Source organism: Sunxiuqinia rutila (genome assembly GCF_050589705.1).
GTDB lineage: Bacteria > Bacteroidota > Bacteroidia > Bacteroidales > Prolixibacteraceae > Sunxiuqinia > Sunxiuqinia rutila.
In genome coordinates, this window is sequence record NZ_JBNGOT010000004.1 from 376,574 (window position 1) to 394,595 (window position 18,022).

Annotated in this window: 12 protein-coding genes; 1 reads left to right on the forward strand and 11 read right to left on the reverse strand. The window is 40.4% G+C overall.

All coding sequences use genetic code 11. The features are described from left to right. Positions 1 to 90: 90 nt before the first annotated feature. The 6 genes from gmd to ACRD6K_RS07000 all read right to left on the reverse strand — a co-directional run bounded on the left by gmd (position 91) and on the right by ACRD6K_RS07000 (position 6,212). Entirely contained in the window at positions 91 to 1,248 is a 1,158-nt protein-coding gene (gmd, locus tag ACRD6K_RS06975; RefSeq protein WP_299583597.1) for a GDP-mannose 4,6-dehydratase, read from the reverse strand. Between the two features lie 142 nt (positions 1,249 to 1,390). Next, positions 1,391 to 2,563 (reverse strand): class I SAM-dependent methyltransferase, encoded by a 1,173-nt coding sequence (locus tag ACRD6K_RS06980; protein WP_430972670.1) that lies wholly within the window; start codon positions 2,561 to 2,563, stop codon positions 1,391 to 1,393. 99 nt (positions 2,564 to 2,662) lie between these two features. Then, positions 2,663 to 3,304 (reverse strand): PIG-L deacetylase family protein, encoded by a 642-nt coding sequence (locus tag ACRD6K_RS06985; RefSeq protein ID WP_430972671.1) that lies wholly within the window; start codon positions 3,302 to 3,304, stop codon positions 2,663 to 2,665. Continuing rightward, positions 3,291 to 4,133, reverse strand: coding sequence for a sugar phosphate nucleotidyltransferase (locus ACRD6K_RS06990; protein WP_299583605.1), 843 nt, complete (start codon positions 4,131 to 4,133; stop codon positions 3,291 to 3,293). The genes ACRD6K_RS06985 and ACRD6K_RS06990 overlap by 14 nt, the downstream gene beginning before the upstream one ends. A gap of 187 nt (positions 4,134 to 4,320) precedes the next feature. Beyond that, positions 4,321 to 5,397, reverse strand: a complete 1,077-nt coding sequence (locus tag ACRD6K_RS06995) for an NAD-dependent epimerase/dehydratase family protein (protein ID WP_430972672.1) — start codon at positions 5,395 to 5,397, stop codon at positions 4,321 to 4,323. Between the two features lie 287 nt (positions 5,398 to 5,684). Then, positions 5,685 to 6,212, reverse strand: a complete 528-nt coding sequence (locus tag ACRD6K_RS07000) for a UpxY family transcription antiterminator (RefSeq protein ID WP_430972673.1) — start codon at positions 6,210 to 6,212, stop codon at positions 5,685 to 5,687. A gap of 1,500 nt (positions 6,213 to 7,712) precedes the next feature. Between ACRD6K_RS07000 and ACRD6K_RS07005 the strand changes: the two genes are divergently transcribed. After that, on the forward strand, positions 7,713 to 13,031 hold the full coding sequence (locus ACRD6K_RS07005) for a cadherin domain-containing protein (protein ID WP_430972674.1): 5,319 nt from the start codon (positions 7,713 to 7,715) through the stop codon (positions 13,029 to 13,031). 111 nt (positions 13,032 to 13,142) lie between these two features. On the opposite strand, the gene ACRD6K_RS07010 is transcribed toward ACRD6K_RS07005, so the two are convergent. The 5 genes from ACRD6K_RS07010 to ACRD6K_RS07030 are packed head-to-tail and all read right to left on the reverse strand — an operon-like array spanning position 13,143 to position 18,008. Continuing rightward, the gene (locus tag ACRD6K_RS07010) at positions 13,143 to 13,922 is read right to left on the reverse strand and encodes a WecB/TagA/CpsF family glycosyltransferase (protein ID WP_430972675.1); all 780 of its coding nucleotides are present in this window, start codon (positions 13,920 to 13,922) and stop codon (positions 13,143 to 13,145) included. 48 nt (positions 13,923 to 13,970) lie between these two features. Then, the gene (locus ACRD6K_RS07015) at positions 13,971 to 15,104 is read right to left on the reverse strand and encodes a glycosyltransferase family 4 protein (RefSeq protein ID WP_430972676.1); all 1,134 of its coding nucleotides are present in this window, start codon (positions 15,102 to 15,104) and stop codon (positions 13,971 to 13,973) included. Between the two features lie 17 nt (positions 15,105 to 15,121). Beyond that, complete coding sequence (locus ACRD6K_RS07020) at positions 15,122 to 16,198, reverse strand: polysaccharide pyruvyl transferase family protein (RefSeq protein ID WP_430972677.1); 1,077 nt, start codon at positions 16,196 to 16,198, stop codon at positions 15,122 to 15,124. Positions 16,199 to 16,209: 11 nt separating this feature from the next. Next, positions 16,210 to 17,151, reverse strand: a complete 942-nt coding sequence (locus ACRD6K_RS07025) for a sugar transferase (protein WP_430972678.1) — start codon at positions 17,149 to 17,151, stop codon at positions 16,210 to 16,212. A 2-nt stretch (positions 17,152 to 17,153) separates the two neighbouring features. Next, a complete protein-coding gene (locus tag ACRD6K_RS07030) occupies positions 17,154 to 18,008 on the reverse strand; it encodes a glycosyltransferase family 2 protein (protein ID WP_430972679.1) in 855 nt (284 codons plus the stop codon). Positions 18,009 to 18,022: the final 14 nt, after the last annotated feature.

The following is an 18,022-nucleotide window of genomic DNA, read 5'->3' on the forward strand; positions in this document are numbered from 1 at the left end:
GTTAACGTTGAGACGCTGAAAGAAAAGCCTGCATCTGCCTCTGCAGATACAGCTCATCCTTTCAGCTTTTTTACTCAGCGTGGACTATCTTTATTCAAAGAAATTCAATATGCGGTATCCTCCATTTCGGAGATAAGATTCTTTTTGAAAAAGCTTCACATCCGAAACCATCATGTCAGCAATCAATCCTTTCAAATCATATTTGGGTTTCCAACCCAACACTTCCTGCGACTTAGCCGGATCGCCAATTAACAGATCAACTTCAGTAGGACGGAAATACATGGGATCTATCTTTACAATCACATTGTCATCGGATAAAATCCGCATCCGTATATCTTCCAGAAACTGTTCTCCAACCCGTTCTTTAAACTTGACCTCATCAACTCCAACCAAGTAACCAACTTCGTCAACTCCCTGCCCTTTAAATACGACTTCCAGACCAACTTCTTCGCAAGCCATAATAATGAAGTCACGAATCGTCGTTGTAATTCCTGTCGCAATGACATAGTCATCAGGTTTATCCTGTTGCAGAATAAGGTACATGGCACGAACATAGTCTTTGGCATGTCCCCAGTCGCGCTTTGAACTTAAATTACCCAGGTAAACTTTATCGAGCATTCCCAAGGCAATTTTCGAAATGGCCCGTGTTACTTTACGGGTAACAAAAGTCTCTCCCCGAATCGGTGATTCATGATTAAACAAGATTCCATTGCTGGCATGCATGCCGTAAGCCTCGCGGTAATTCACCGTAATCCAGTAAGCATACATTTTAGCTACGGCATACGGGCTTCGCGGGTAGAACGGAGTTCGTTCTGTTTGAGGAATTTCCTGCACCAGTCCATACAACTCAGACGTTGATGCCTGATAAATTCGTGTCTTATTTAAGGACAGCAGGCGAACAGCCTCTAATATTCTTAAGGTACCAATACCATCAGCATTGGCCGTGTATTCCGGCGTGTCGAAACTCACTTTAACATGACTCATTGCTGCCAGGTTATAAATTTCGTCAGGCTGAACCTCCTGGATAATCCGTGTCAGGTTCATACTATCGGTTAAATCACCATAATGTAAAATGAAATTACGGTTGGTTGTATGTGGATCCTGGTACAGGTGATCAATCCTATCAGTATTAAACATAGATGAGCGACGCTTCACACCATGAACGATGTATCCCTTCTTCAGTAAAAACTCCGACAGGTACGCTCCATCCTGTCCGGTAACCCCGGTTATTAATGCAACTTTTGACATATTCTTTCTTTTTTTCCAAATGAATAATTATTCTTATGCGGATTACTCTTCACAAGAATCCTTCATGTGCTATGTTTGGTCTTAGCTTATTCTGAAAAGGTCTATTCAGAAAACTTGGTCGTTAAAAATCTTTCTTATCGTTTTACAAACAAATAAGCTCGGGCTGTAAGCCTCGTTCATTCAGCATGGCCGCAATCTCATTTTTATAAACCCCATTCATGATTATCACCACATCCGGCTGGATAGCCTTCAGGTCATCCGGTGTCTGGTACTGAATACCAATTCCCGGAATGTAGTTCCCCTGCATATGCGGATTGATATCAACCACATGCTTGATAACCTTCAGGTCATCAAACTGGGTCAGGAAACCAACAGATTTGGAGCCGCCTCCCCACACAACCACTTTTTTCCCCTGCTCTTTCATCTTAAGCAGTCGTTCGCGCCATTGATTGAGCTGTGCATTGATCTGTACGACAAAGTCATCAACCATCTTTCTCAGTTCGGCCACACTTTCCTCAATGGGATGTACCCGTTCAGAAGTTGTTGAAACAGGCCGGGCTTCTACAAAAAGATACTGGTCATCGTACTCCAGGTATTCATCCAAAATCTCAAACCCATTTTTTCGGAACAGTCGGGCTAATGACCCTGGACTAAAATAGGAGCAATGCTCATTAAAAATATCCCAGAAGGCCTGTACCTGTAGTATTCGAACAATACAAGGAACTTCAAAAAGAAGTGTGACCTCGTCTCCTTCGTGAATCGACTCCCGAATGGTTTTAAAGAACTCATCGGTTGCATGAATGTGCTCCAGCGTATGCCGACAGGTAATGACGTCATTGGGAAGAGCACCATGCTCATTCGAATAAAACTCTTTAATAAATGAAACTTTAGGGTCAGGCTGCGATCGACCAGGCACATAAGCCGGATCAATGCCAATGCCTCTGTTATTTCCCAGTTCGCACATCAGGTTGATAAAATCGCCCTTTCCACAACCAATTTCTATCACATCCTTTTCACGAACATCATATTTTTCAATAAATCGGTTGGTCAGTTCAGTGATAAAAACCTTAAACGTGGGTGAAAAGCCCTGCTGATCCTCGTAACCTCCGGTATAATAATCGATGGATGTATCAAAAGTACTGTTGAAGATAAACCCACACTGGTTGCAAAAAGTCAGGGTAATGTCATTTCGGGGAATTGCAATCGCTTCATCGTAAGATTTAATCGTGACCAGACTTTGTACCGGCGCGTTTTTCACAACAAAAAAATCATGCAGCTCCTGACTTTGGCAGCTGGGACATTTCAAATGTTTCATAAAAAATAAATGTTTAAAGCCATCCTTTAAGCAGCTGGACTACCAGAATCCGAAGCCACTGAAAACGGGGATGGTCAATATATTTTACCTGTAGTTCGTTTAGAGGACAACTTTGCGGGCGTAAAACGCCTCGGCAAACAAGCTGGCTGACTCCATGCCTCTTAAGCGAGGCAGGGCACTGAATGTGTTCTCATCAAACCAATGTTTGGATTGCTGCGAGACGAAAGCATCCATCAAAATTTGGTTTCGCTTTTTCAGGATGTCTTCTTCAAGTGTCACGTAGAAATTGGGAATTCCCAGATCCCCATCATACTTGGGTATTTCATACTCCAGAATCAGATGATTGCGCCAGGTATTCCAGGTCAGGTCGCTAACCAGCCGATGATCCTGATGACGGTCATTGCGATAATGGGTGAAAATAAGATCGGGTACAAACGCCTTCTTTATCTCCTCAAAATGTTCTTTAACCTGAACCGTTTGGGTGGGGAGAAAACCATCCCGGTTTGAAAGCACCGTGATTTCCTTTTCCTTCACCCCCGATAAAAACTTTCCGGCGCTTTCAAGGGCTTCCTGTTTGCGGGTTTCATCCGAAGTAAAAACCACCCATTTCACTTTTCCAATCTGATATTCCTGTAAAAGCTTTAGCAGGGTTCCTCCTGCCCCAATCTCAATATCATCACAATGCGCTCCCAATAAGAGTAGATTAAGAGGCTCTTTTTTCTGTAATTTAAATGGCAGCATAGTTGAAAAATATTTTTTCCATCCGGGTTCGTTTTTTAGGCTGATTGTCCATCTTTGTCCAGACTTCCCATGGTGCATTTCCCTGTGCATAAATATCATCCAGCACCCGTTTATCTTTAAAGGTATCCATGCTTGCCCAAAAACCTTTATGTTCCCAAGAGGTCAGTTTGTTCTTTTCAATTAGCCGGTTAAAGGGTTCATCAACCAGTTCGTCGCCATATTCCATATAGTCGAAGATTTCATTCCGAAGAATAAAAAAGCCTGCATTGATGTGTAAACCGGAGGAACCGATATGACTGATATTGGTCACCACGCCATCATCCTGGCGTTGAACGATATGAAAACTCTGGGTAGGCTGATAAGCCATAAATGCCGCCGTTTCATCCGGGTTTTTAGAAAACCAGTCGATCATATCCGGAAGATGCATGTCAGTCAAACCATCGCTGTAGTTGGCCAGAAACATTTTTTCACCTTTCAAGTGCTCTTTCACCTGCATCAGGCGCATTCCAATGTTGGCATTCAGGCCTGTGTCGACAAACGTAATTTTCCAATCACTAATATCTGAGTTCAGCAACTCAATGTTTCGGCCTCCTTTGGTAAATACAAAGTCATTGGAGATCGTTTCATCGTAGTTGATGAAATAGTTTTTAATAACATCTGCTTTATATCCTAAGCACAAAATAAAATCTTTGTGTCCATAGCTTGCATAGTACTTCATTATATTCCAAAGAACCGGTCGATATCCTATTGGAACCATCGGTTTTGGGATTTGATCAGAATACTCCCGCAAGCGAATCCCCATCCCACCGCAGAATAATACAACTTTCATAATTTCTATTTGTAAAATGATTTCATACACGTATCAGCTTAGCAATTAATAATCTGAATCCTTAAATTCAAGAGTCTCGTTAAGTCAAAAAGTCTATTCTTTTTCATCTTTGCATGTTTACGTACATTGAAAAACAGAACAAGCCAGCCTGTGGCTGAAGTCGGCATTTTACCTTTAAAATCAAAGGCTAATGAGCAGGCTCCATCTCATACTGTTGTTCCGGAATCCATTTTAGGTTTTCATTGAGGTAACCTTCTTTCTGAAGACCTGCCAAAACCTGTAGGCGAATAAATTTCGATTCCCGAAAATTTGGGTCAGTCAGACGCATGCCCGATATGGAGTCATACAGCCCTTGAATAGTAGCATACAGATCGTAACGTGGCTGATGATTCGGTGCCAGTTTCTTATATAAGTCGAAATTAACTTTATAGGAGCGTTTGTCAGGAGCAGCATCGGGGTTAACCGTAACTTTACAGCCCGGCACAATTTCACTAACAGCATAAGCCAAATCCTTAACCTGATAGTTCCAGCTACTGGTTCCGGTATTCACTGCTAAAAAATCACCGCCATTCGAAGCTTTACGCTGAACTCCCCACTCAAGTGCCAAAGCCATATCTTTTACATTAATCAGAGGACGCCAGGGGGTACCATCACTTAGAATATTGATTTCCTTTGAAATAATGGCTCCGGCAACAAAATCATTCAAGACCAGATCCAGCCGTAAGCGATCGCTGTTTCCACAAGCAGTGGCGAAACGCAGGCAGGTAATTGTGAAATCCTTGTTGGCCAGTGGTCCAAGTTCGGCTTCTGCAGCAACCTTCGACCGCGCATAAGCTGTTAAAGGCTTCAGAGTATCAGCCTCCGTTTTTGGGTAATCATCAGCTTCACCATACATACTACAGCTTGATGCATAAACAAAAGACTTAACTCCCAACTCCCGCGCCTTTTTGGCAATCTGAATACAAGAGCGATAATTAATATCCATGGTCATCTGCTCATAAATTGCACTCATTGGGTCATTGGAAATAGCCGCCAGATAAACAACAGCATCTACCCCGTTCAATACGTCAACAGGAAACTCTCTTACATCACCAAAAACCTGTTTGTTTAATCGTACTTCTGGTTGAAAGGCCACATTGGTAAGAGAACTGGCAAAATACCCAATATCAAAACCGATCAACTCAGCATTGGGATACTTTCGCCTAAGCAGGCTTACCACACCAGGGCCAACATAGCCCATGTTACCAACAATTAAAATTTTCATACCTAATCTGTTTTTAATTTTCGATTTTAGCTATCTGAAGTGTTGCCTTTCAAGCATAAAAGAAGCGTTAAAGTTCACATTAACCAATGCAAACTTCTGTTTTTGACAAGCCAAAATCATCCATGGAACCTCTGTTCCGAATGCTCAGATTTTCAGCTTGATCTCGAAAGCCAGCTAATTTTGAATCAATTAAAGGTAAGTAGGTGAGGAATTAATCCGGAAGATTGAATAACGAAGGAAAAGTCCCTTTCTCCAACGAAATCATCAACTATTCACCATTGTATGTTTTATGACTTATCTTTTTTTGCAAACTCAATTTCGTCCATCGAAATATCTGTGTGGACACAATAGCCTAAACTCCGGAACCGAAGCACAATTCGTTTTGCTCCACGAATTTCAATCACTTCTCCTTGAACACCTTTAAGCAAGCCACTTTTAACCGTAACCACATCGCCTTTAACAATACGATCCTTGGTGACGTTCAGGTTATCATTATAGGCCTCAACAAACAACCTCAGGTCTTGTATCTGTTTTTCAGGAATAGCTGCTGGTTTGCCGTTAAACGAGACATAGCAAACTGCCCCGGGGTTATTAACCACATCGAAGTACTCGCGATTACTTACTTTGACAAAGACATAGCCCCGCAACAAAGGTTCTTCAACAACTTTTACCCGGTCACTCCACTTTCGCTTTTCAGTTTTCAAGGGCAGATAGGTTTCCACGCCTCGCATTAAAAGATCATTATGCAATTTCTTTTCATACCTCGACCGAGTGTATAATGCATACCAGTTGTAAGAAGAATTAATGTGGACCATAATTTCAAATTTTATTTTTCAATTCCTAAATCCAGCTGTTTTCCCTCCCTTTCCAGCCAACAAACTTCTACGGTTGATACAGCTTCGCTCTTTGCCTCCCATTCTCTTTGGGTACATTTGTTTGGAAAATGCTGAATTATCGAACAATGAAAACTAAACGGCTGACCGTTTTCTGTTTTTTCTAAACATTCACTCCAACCGTTTTTTGTCCTGTCATCAATTCAGAAACGGTTGATTGAATTGTTTCTTCAAATATCCAACGCCAAGGACTAGAAAACAATGGGTAATTTCACGTAAAACTGCATCAACCCGCCTATTCAGAAGCTTGAGATGCTATAAAAAGGACCTCTCCAAAACAAAGACATCTCACTCACCTTCTTCACCTTACACTAAAAAACATCCCCTTTAACGAAATAGAAACCACTTTAATTCCATTCAAAAAGACAAATTTGTAACAAGAAGCAATATGAGGCTAACCGCCAATAAACCCCAGAATCCCCTTAACATTTTTATTCATGAAAAGAAATGGTCATTTTTTTTTCATGAACCAAAGCTCAACAAAAGCTACCACACTACCTGTAAAACCAAGGAAATCAACCTCAAAAACCTTATTTAGACTCGATATAAATTGTGCGATATGGTTAAGTCCATTATTTCGTTTTACTTTTTTTCCCCAATATTGCAGTTGAAATTTGAGCGTGTTTATATTATCGTGAAGTGGGATTTGTGTGTAGATAGGTATTAATATTAACAGTAATCAAATTGACTCTTGAAAACACTAGATGTAGATTTATCCTTAATTTTCGGCTTGTTTCCTCAAGCCTTGTCACTATTTAACTATCAAAAAAAGTCAGAATCGAATTTGGTTGATGATGTTAAATCCTTTTTTCTCCTGCCCATAAAGCTATCGCTATTAATGGCAAGAGGAAGGAAGAACTTGACACATGCCTTCCATGGAATCCGCATGCTTCAATAACCAATTGATCATGATTTAGCGCAGTGAGCCTGAAGCTTTAATTGCTTCAATCTCTTTTTTTACAAAATAGTCTGAAACCTATAGATGCATCAACCATGCATATTACAGCATCATACTAATCGTAAATTTGAATGTGTTTATATTATCGTGAAGCGGGATTTTGTGTGAGACAGATACTAATATTAACAGAAATCAAATTGACATTTGACAAGACAAAGTAAAATCAAGCAAAGCATTAAATGTTTGAATAGTCAAACACTCTTAACTAACCAGCTTACCAGTCACAAAGGAAAGCTTTATCAACATTATTTTAAGGGAAACAACAAGATGCTCCTATTGGACTTAAGTCGAGACCAATACGGATCAGTTATGACACTACCTCCAACCCCATGCAGTTATTCGGAATTGGAGAGAGAGGCATTTATTCATGACGAGTACATTCCTGTATTCAGGACTGACTCATATACAATTATCAGAAATATCAATAAAATTAATCGAATAAGATTATATTAAACCAGGGAAAGATGAAGAGAGAGATGAGAGACTTAATATTAATCATATTCCTATTATTACCAGCTTCACTAATAGCCCAAAATAGCTATTACGTAAGCAGCAGCGAAGGAAATGATTCCAATGCCGGTACAAGTGCCGGGCAAGCATGGAAGTCATTGGCTAAAGTTAACAGCTTTAGACCAAGTGCAGGAGACAAAATATTATTCAAAAGAGGAGATGAATGGGTAGGCACTCTAGTACCCTCAACATCAGGAAGTGCCGGCAGCCCAATTACCTATGGAGCCTATGGTACTGGTGAAAAACCAAAAATTTATGGTTCAAAGGAAATAACCGGATGGACAGTTCACTCAGGGAATATTTATAAAGCAAAAGTATCCGAAAATATCAATCAGCTATTTCTAAATGGAAAGCGGATTCAGCTGGCACGAATGCCCAAATCAGGTTATTACGATGTAACCTCAGTAGCGAGCACGACTTCGTTTAGCTCATCAGATCTTCCAGGGGGAATAAGTTACGCTGGAGCTAAAGCTATTATACGAACAAACAAATGGGGAATGGCAACCAGAACGGTAACTTCCTCTTCCTCTCAACAGCTAACCATAAACTCGGCTCCACAATACACCATAACTAAAGGAGATGGATTCTTTCTTAACAATAAGCTCGAATTCCTTACACAGCCGGGAGAATACTATTACAATTCATCAACCCAAACCGTCTATTTATGGACTACTGCTGGCAATAGTCCCGCAAATTATGAGGTAAGAGGTTCCAGCATATCGAACCTTATCACCATGAATAACAAGGACTATATCACCATCGAAAATTTAGCATTACTCCAAAGTTCCGGCATTGCCATTAATATGGATTATTGTGATTATTTGACCATTGATCAGGTGGATATCATAAATCCGGATTCCAAGGGAACCTATATTAACCATGATACCCATGGTACCTACAAAAATATGCTGATAGAGGGCGCAAACCACATTGCCTTTCACGCTCAGTTAACGTCCAATTCAAGCATACTTGATAACACCATCACCAACACGGCCCTATTTGATAACTTCGGCCTTTCTGGAATGGGAAATGAGCAGGATGGAAGGGCAATAACTATCAGTGCTGGTTCAACGAATATTGTCAGGTACAACCGCATTGAGAATGTAGGCTATACAGGAATTAACTGGAACACTCCAAATTCTATTATTGACAAAAACTTTATCAACAACAGCTGTTTAGTAAAAGATGATGGAGGAGCTATTTACACGTTTAGTCCAAGTCCAACCAGAGAAGTAGCAGACGGCTCGGAAGTAACAAACAACATAATTTTGAATACCAGAGGAAACAATGACGGGACCAACTCGGCATACAGCTCTGGTTTTGGGATTTACATGGACAACAACATCAAGAATGTATTAGTCAAAGGAAACACAATTGGATACACCGGATTTGGCTCTATCTATCTACATGAAAACAATAACATCACGGTAGATGGAAACACCATTATAGATGGTCTTTACGGTATTTATAGTGATGAAGAAAATGGCAACTGCAACATCATTAATAATACCATTTACGTGTTTGAGAAGAATTTTGAAAAGTATTCTGACACAAGGGTTGTTGGTGAGCGCAATGGCGCATCACATACCTACAACAACAACAAATACTATAGCAAGCATAAAACCGGAACATTCAGGAATCAGGATTCGTATTTGACTTTTTCAAACTGGAAATCCACAACCGGACAGGATGCAAATTCAACTGTTGATGAGACTCCACTTGCTGATGGTGAAGTTGAAGAGTTGTTCTACAATGACACCAAACAAACCAAAGCCATTAGTTTAGGTTCTTCTCTTTACAGGGATTTAGATGGGAATGAGGTTTCAGGATCAATTAGTTTAGCTCCTTTTACATCTAAAATTCTTATTAGAACAAAAGGAACTGCAACTGAAAAAGACAATCAAACTCCTGTAATTCAGGATCAATCGTTTGAGATCAACGGATCAAAAGCGGCTAATGAGCCCATTGGGCAAATTATGGCCTCCGACCCAGATGCGGATCAAACATTGACTTATACAATTGTCGATGGAAATGCAGGCAACATGTTTGCGCTTGATCCATCAACCGGCCTGCTAACGGCTAATAGCGACATCAATGCCACTGTAGATCAAACGATTTTGCTTACTGTTCAAGTAATGGATAATGCTTCCACTCCTCTGGCAGCAAGAGCTCAAGTCAGCATTCAAATCAATGCACAAGATATAGCCCCTGCTCCCGATGCAATAGCTCCGACAATAGCATCATTTGTTGTTCCGGCAAGCTACAGCACACTGACAGTGCCTGTTTCTGAATTTACGGCCAATGACAATACCGCTGTAACTGGCTTCCTGATTACCGAAACAGCAACATCACCTGCAGCCACTGCTAGCGGATGGCTGGCGTCTGCACCGGTTTCATATACGCTTTCTGAAGTTGGCTCACATACCCTATATGCCTGGGCCAAGGATGCTGCCGGCAACGTTTCAGCTTCAAAAAGTCAAGCTGTAAATATCCAGTTACCAGATCTTTCGCCAACCTACTCCGAATACTTATTCGAAGAGGCTTCAGGAAAAATAGCCATTGACTCGCATGATTCCAACGATGGAACAATTATCAATGAAGAACTAAGAGTCGATGGAATCAATGAAGGAGGGTTACAGCTCACCGGAACAGGCTACATCACCATGGGCAACAGCTTTGGTGCAAACGTTCAGGACGAATTAACCTTAAGCGCCTGGATTTTACCTCAATCCAGCTCCAATATTTATCAGGGAGTTATCATGCATGGTGGCCCCAGTACTGACTCATACGCCCTGTACATTCACCCTGGCTTACAGAGCATCTCATTTAAAACAAGCGGAACAACAAACGCATGGATGAATATCAATGATGTTGCCGAATTGTGGGATGGCAATTGGCACCTGGTCACCGTCACATATGATGGCACCCAAAAAGTACTCTACCTGGATGACAAAGTTTTACTTTCAATAGATGCAACGGGAACAATCGAATCAGGCGAAGGCTACAATTTATTGGTGGGAGCTGGAAGAGATGAGGAAAATCCGTCCTTGCTGTATGAAGGGCTTATGGATGAAGTCCGAATTTACAATTCAGCATTAACAAGCGATGAAGTCAATGACTTATACAATCGGAATAATACCGCCTTGAATCAGATGCCTGTAATCCAATCTCAATCGTTTGAAATTAACGAGCCTAAAAATGCCAATGATATAATTGGGCAACTTCAGGCAAGCGATCCGGATGACGGACAAACGCTTAGCTTTGCCATTACGGCCGGCAATGCGGAAGGGTTATTTTCAATTGATCCGGCAACCGGAGAGATTATTGCCAATGCAAATATTCCGGCAAGCGAAGACCAAGTTTACACCCTGGAGGTGAAAGTAACCGATAATCATCCGGAGCCACTTTCTGCCACTGCAAGTGTAACAATCACTATTCATTCATCACAAGTCAATCAGGCTCCTGTAGCCCAAAACCTTTTGGTTAATGTGGAAGGAAATATAGTGGTCAACGATTTGATTGGAAAAATCATTGCTTCTGACCCCAACGAAGGTCAACAACTGAGCTATCGTATCGTACAGGGAAATGAGGCTGGCTTATTTTCAATCAATCAGGCAACCGGAGAAATCTTGGCTGCTGTTGATTACCTCACAACTACAGATCAGTCTATTGTACTGGGAATTGAAGTGAAAGACAATGCGAGCGAACCACTGGCGATCAACGTTACCGCAACAATTAACATTCTTGGAATTTCGCTGAATCACAGCCCGGTTATCGATGACCAAATGGTAGAGATACCAACAGACATCGTAAGCAATGACCTGATTTTAGAAGTTATTGCAACAGATCCTGATGCAGGTGATCAGCTTACCTATTCGATTGTTCAAGGCAATGAAGCCGGCTTGTTCAGAATTGATCCTAAAACCGGTGAAATTTTTGCCAACACCACAATTGAAAAAGACCGTGATCAAACCTTTTCACTGATCGTTCAGGTTACTGATGATGCAAGCAATTCGTTGTCAGCACAGGCCAACATCACCATTATCAGTCTAAAAATTGCAGCGATCAACCAAAGTCCGGTAGCACAGAACCTTAATGTTCAGCTTGAAGGAAACATCAAAGTAAATGATTTGATTGGTGAAGTTCTTGCTTCAGATCCCGATGAAGGTCAGCAATTGTCGTATCGTATTGTTGAAGGAAATGCGAATGGACTATTCAGCATTGATGAGACCAGTGGTGTGATAGTTGCAGCCGCAGATATTTTAACAACAAGTGATCAAACCATCATTCTGACCGTTGAAGTGAAGGATAATGCTTCAACTCCGCTTTCAGCCACTGCGCAGGTAACTATTCAGATTACCGGTGTACAGCTGAATCAAAGCCCGGTGGTTCATGACCAAAGCTTTGAGCTGCGCAAAAATAACAAAGTGGGCGACTTGATTGGCCAGATCATTGCTACCGATCCGGATCCCGAGCAACAGCTAACGTTCTCTATCTTATCCGGCAACGAAGAAGGGATATTCGCGATAAACCCACAAACCGGTGAAATCTATATCGCCAATGCTTTTGAGGCTACCGCTTCAGAAACAATCAACCTGTTGGTTGTTGTAACCGACAATGGCACCATTCCACTGACAACCAATGCGAATATCACCATTCAAGTCATCATAAACGGAAAAATTGTCAAAGGCGAAGTGAATCCTAACAAGCCCAACCGGGTCATTCTATCGTATAGCGAGACTATTAAGTCAGAAAATCTGAAGAACGAACAAATCCATTCTGATTTCATTTTCAGTGATGGCAGATCGGTTCAGAAAATAACTGTTAACAACAACGAAATTCACCTGGACCTTGATTCAGATTACCAGTACGATGATGAAATTATTATAAGCTACAGCAGGGGAGCTACTCCCATTCTGGACATCGCGGGCAACGAATTGGAATCATTTGATAACTACTTCGTTGTGAATAACCTTCAGATGGATTCTGGAATTGGCGGCGACCTTGACCCAACAGCTGATGCATTGAAAGCCTCTGTTTACCCAAATCCATCGGATGGACAAATCAATATCAAAGCAGAGAATTTGTCGGGTGATGATTGTGAAGTATTTGTTTTCAGCATGACCGGTAACCTGGTTATTAAAAAGTTACTTGCTGCTTCTTTCGGTTCGATGGAAGAAAAGCTCAACCTTTCTCAACTGCGAAAGGGAACTTACATCATCAAACTCGTCTCAAAAAGACAAACATTTCAAGATAAGATCGTTATCATGTAGATTTGAGTGTAATCCACATTTCGATTTGAATCTTTAATACAAGTCCCGCTCCAGCATGTTTTGGATCGGGACTTGTTCTTTAAGATATTATGCGATTTACTCCCGAACTGACTATGCCGGTCGGTTTGGAGTGTAATTCTGCAGTTGGCTTTGCTCCCCATTTTTGGCAAGGCCATATTTATGCCGAAACACATCAATAAAAAAAACCGGGGTTGACAGCAGATACCTTCGCCACATGCGTTTAGGCTCTTTAAGCAGCCGTCCCAGCCACTCCAGCTTCATATCAATCATCCACTTTGGAGGTCGCTCCGATGTCCCGGCATAAAAGTCAAAAACAGCACCTATAGAGCAGGTAATCCGGGCATCAAGCTTTTCCTTGTTTTCATGCACCCACTTCTCCTGTTTGGGGGCTGTCATACCCACAAATAAAACATCCGGACAAAACAGATTTACCTGCTCGCACATCAACCGGCTATCTTCTTCTGAGAAAACGGGCTTATAGGGAGGCGAGAAACTTCCAACCCGAACATGTGGAAATTCAGTTTCTAATTTTTCCTTGATCCTTTTTAGCGTATCAGGCATCGCCCCCAAAAAGAAGCAGGAGCCATTCTGTTGTTCAAGTAAATTCATTAAATGCAAAAACACATCATAGCCGGCAATCTTTTTAATCCTTTTCCCTTCTAGAATTTTAGCTCCCATAACAACACTAATCCCGTCCGGTAACAGAATATCAGAGGTCCGTAAAGCATGACTAAAAATTTTGTCTTTTTTAGCAACAGTATAGGAGTGCCCGTTTAAGGTATTGATAATCAATTTCCGGTTTTGGGGCATCGCTGATAAATCCTGACAATAAACCGGATAGCCCAGAAGTGGAAAACTAGCTGTTTTCATGATAAAGTAAGATTAAGGTATTCTTCGCAAATAACTAAAAGTCATATTTTAGACTACAATTCTTCGGGCAGTACTTTTTGCTTCTGTCACCTGCTTGATGATCTGAGATAGTTTACGTTCAAAGGTGTTCAACTTAAAGTTCTCCTCATACCGTTGCCGCCCTGCTTTCCCCATAGACACCCGCACATCTGGATTCTGAATTAGAAACTTAAGTTTAGTCGCAACTTGTTCTGCACTTCGTTGAGGAACTAAAAAGCCAGTCTTTGAATCCTCAACAATATCAGCAATTCCCCCTTCAGGCGTTGAAACCACAGGCAGACCATGCTGCATTGCTTCCAACAACACTAAAGGAAAACACTCATTCGGATAATAAGTAGGAAAAGCAAATATATCAGCCTCTTTAAAGGCTCTGTTCTTCTCTTCTCCAAACTTTTTACCAAGATACCGTACCGTATCTAGTCCAAGCTCTCTGGCCTTTGCCTCGAATTGTTCAGCGGAGATATCTCCTTCTCCCCCAATAAAATCAATACTAACCTGAATATCCCCTTCCTTCAAAATTTTGCACGCTTCAAGCAAAATATAAACCCCCTTTGTTTCAATCAAATTAGAAAGAAATAAAATCTTCACCAATCCAGCCTCTGAGAAACGGTTCAACTTTGCTTCTCCAGTCTTTTCAGGAATACCATTGGCACAAACATGAACATTTTCCGGCAGGACATAAGCTTCAACATCAGCATAAAGAAACTTCGATAGAAGAATCACTTCAGCATCCCAAAAAACAAATTCATAAAGCTTCTTATTAAACCAGGATTTATCGTGCTGCACCACTCCTTTATTATGCAAATGAAAAATTCGCTTTACCCTAAACGTCCTGATCAGTACTACCAGGATAACGTCTCTATAAAATGCGAATCCAGTGGTTGTCAATGCCAAATAGCACAAATCAGGCTTATAGTAAATTAGTTCTTTTAATAATCGATAAAAAAGGATGAAGACTCCTACAATTTTTTGGAGACTGGCTTTTCCTGAATAGCGGACTTCCTTTGAGGCTAATAAGTTTACGTACCTGGAAACAAACGCTTGATTAATCAACTCACTTTCCTTAATATATTTTCCAACCATAGATGACCCATGAACTGGAGGTGGAATATGTAGCAGAAAAAGAACTTTTTTATTCGCCATAATCAATAACACTCAGATTAACTATTCGCCTCAATAGCCTGATCAACAAACTGGTAATGTTTTTTACTTTCCTCCTTTAAAGAGTGTAATTTATCCATATCACATACCTGATTGATGTCAATTCGAAAATTATTATCAAAATATTCATTCGCTATTTCTTGAAGACTCATTTTCCCATGGAGTATGGCATGTTCAGCCCCCAGTTCCTTTAATTGTGCCAGCGTTTTCTTTTTAGCCTTAAAACTTAGAAACGGAGTCCCCAATGACAAGGCTGTAAGCCCAACATGCAACTTGGAGGATATGACAAAGTCTAATGAGGCTAGAAAGGTTAAAGTCTCTTCAATATTTGCATACTGATAGATCTTTACATTTTCAGATAATTCGTCCGGCAAATATTCGTAATCAACCGGATAATTTTCTAAATGTGTCTTGATAAAAAACAATTTAATATTAGAGTTCTTATTCGCCAGATCAATTAATTCCTGACACCAGGTTTCATCCTTTAGACTCTTGGATAGCAAGTTTAGTCCAATCCATGTTTCATTATTCTTTGATTTTAGAAGTCTATCAGGATTAACTCTAAACTGATTTGCAGTACCCAATAGAATATCAGGAATGTATGTATACTCTTTCCCCAGCGTTTTTGTTAGCATAAGATCACCTTTGAGTCTCAAGGTTCCATTACAGGCAAATGAACTTGAAAAAAACTTCTTACGTTGCCTGGGTAGATTGGAGTCACCATTGCCATTTCCTCCAATTGAAATGGGATAAACATTCTTTTTATAACGATCCAAAGCTTCATTGAACTCCTTAAAGTCACGTTCAAAGCTGCGAGCTACAGGACTTAAAAATTGTCTCAAAAAGGAATCGACAACCAGCATTCCTCCGCCTCCAATAAATAAAAAATCAACTTTTTCTACCAGTTTAAGTACGGAATTCTCCACTTCGATATTAAATAAACTGGCCAGCACATAATCTAATCGATAAACTATTGGCTGGTGTCCTTTTCTTTTCAGATAGTTCGCGATTGACACAGCCATTAGGTCGTCTCCAAAATTGCCGTAGCAATAGTTTCCCCATATACCAATTTTCATAAAAAATAGTTTTACTTCACATACCGAATGTTGCCTATACTACTAATAATCTTCTTCCTTATTAAATAGTTTAATATCTTTCCAAGTGCCCTTTGAGGCTTAGAACTATGTAATCTTAGTTGTCTTTCAATTTTTGGTTCTGAATGGACTTTTGGAGTCAAATTAAATTGACGTTTTCCTGAAACATCAAACAATATTTTGTCCCGGTTATACACAGCTTTGCAATGCGTAGCATCACCTCCAAACCCAATATTCCTTACTTTCGAAATCACAGGAGCTACGCTTACCTTATTACTTTTGATCTGATTGTAGGCAAAACGTATTGCCCAAGAGTCATTTCTCCCCTTAGTATAGTCTCGCAGTATTTTTAACAGATCATCACCATGCTTCCTTAAATGCCGTTTCTGCTTTCTGCTTTTAAAAAATGCATTGATGTCATTTAATTCCCAGTCCACCGAATTCCAGCGATCTTCCCATGTCGCCCACCCCCACGAAGTAGCTCTTCCCTTAAAATAGACATCGCTTTTAAAGTCAGCCGGAGTATTAACCTTAATACTGTAACCAGCAATTGAAAAAACCTTAGAATTAAACTCATAATAATCCAGTGACTGATTCATATAATCCAGAAAATTTGACGATGTAATCAAATCATCTTCCAACACAATAGCTTTCCCGTACTTCTTGATGATTTTGCTTACGCCGGAAATTATAGAATTGGCTAAACCCAAATTTGTTGACATTTCAAAGATGGTAACCGACTTAAATCCGTCTACAGTTCGGATATAATCTCTTACCGCCTTGACTTTGGGTTTGGATTGTTCATTTTTATATGAATCTGAGAAAATGAAAAGCTCACTTTGCTTTGCCAGAAAATTATTCTTTAGATATTCAATGGTTTGCTCTGTTTCAGCCAATCGATTGTAGGTAAAAAGACAAATGGGTGCAAGTCTCATTCTTATTTGTTTAATAGCTTAGTATACAAGTTTGGGAAAATCACTTTCAGATAGGCTTTTATGACAAAAACAACCCACCTATGTCCCCAGAATTTTTTTCTAAAAATGATGTATTCTTTAAGGTTAAGTCCATTCGGAGAATAAACACTTTTCAACCTTTTCGATAGTGGAACCCGGGGATTCTTCCAACCAGGCGCTTCTGTATTCCTGGGGCATATCCCAACATACCTTTTTGTTGTATAGCAGCTCATCCCTGCTAATTGAACTCGAAGTCCATAGTCAATATCTCCCATCGCATGAGTATAATCAGCGGATAAGTTCCCTAGTATATTATAAACTTCCTTTGGAACTAACACAACATTACCATTAATGTATTTGCAAGGCTGTAAACTTCCATTTGGGATAACCTCTCCAGAATCAGTTCTTCCACCATATGAGAATTCATTGCTATTCGCAGATGACTGACAGGCTCCGACGATAACAGCGGGTTCATTGTTATCCTGATTACTTTCTCGAAAGCATTCAAGCATCTCAATCAATACAAAGTCTTCTAAAATTACATCATCATTGAGCCATAAATAGAAATCATAACTTTTCTCATGACTGGCCGTATCCCAGGCTAATCTCATTCCTTGATTCCAGAACAAGTTCCCATTCCCTTTTATCTGATTAACATCCGGGAATTCCCGCTTTATTGCCTCTCCCGTTCCATCCGTTGATCCATCGTCAACCAAGTAAACATCAAAACTATCTTCTGGTCTGAACGAAGCCGCGAACAATGATTTCAAGCACCTCAGCGTCTTTTCTCTCCGATTGTGGCAGGTCATTAAGACTGCTATATTACAACTGCTATTCATTATCTATAAATAAC

Excerpts from the sequence above, each read along its gene's own strand:
- gmd (WP_299583597.1), bottom strand. The coding sequence starts at position 1,248 with ATGTCAAAAGTTGCATTAATAACCGGGGTTACCGGACAGGATGGAGCG.
- ACRD6K_RS06980 (WP_430972670.1), bottom strand. The coding sequence starts at position 2,563 with ATGAAACATTTGAAATGTCCCAGCTGCCAAAGTCAGGAGCTGCATGAT.
- ACRD6K_RS06985 (WP_430972671.1), bottom strand. The coding sequence starts at position 3,304 with ATGCTGCCATTTAAATTACAGAAAAAAGAGCCTCTTAATCTACTCTTA.
- ACRD6K_RS06990 (WP_299583605.1), bottom strand. The coding sequence starts at position 4,133 with ATGAAAGTTGTATTATTCTGCGGTGGGATGGGGATTCGCTTGCGGGAG.
- ACRD6K_RS06995 (WP_430972672.1), bottom strand. The coding sequence starts at position 5,397 with ATGAAAATTTTAATTGTTGGTAACATGGGCTATGTTGGCCCTGGTGTG.
- ACRD6K_RS07000 (WP_430972673.1), bottom strand. The coding sequence starts at position 6,212 with ATGGTCCACATTAATTCTTCTTACAACTGGTATGCATTATACACTCGG.
- ACRD6K_RS07005 (WP_430972674.1), top strand. The coding sequence starts at position 7,713 with ATGAAGAGAGAGATGAGAGACTTAATATTAATCATATTCCTATTATTA.
- ACRD6K_RS07010 (WP_430972675.1), bottom strand. The coding sequence starts at position 13,922 with ATGAAAACAGCTAGTTTTCCACTTCTGGGCTATCCGGTTTATTGTCAG.
- ACRD6K_RS07015 (WP_430972676.1), bottom strand. The coding sequence starts at position 15,104 with ATGGCGAATAAAAAAGTTCTTTTTCTGCTACATATTCCACCTCCAGTT.
- ACRD6K_RS07020 (WP_430972677.1), bottom strand. The coding sequence starts at position 16,198 with ATGAAAATTGGTATATGGGGAAACTATTGCTACGGCAATTTTGGAGAC.
- ACRD6K_RS07025 (WP_430972678.1), bottom strand. The coding sequence starts at position 17,151 with ATGAGACTTGCACCCATTTGTCTTTTTACCTACAATCGATTGGCTGAA.
- ACRD6K_RS07030 (WP_430972679.1), bottom strand. The coding sequence starts at position 18,008 with ATGAATAGCAGTTGTAATATAGCAGTCTTAATGACCTGCCACAATCGG.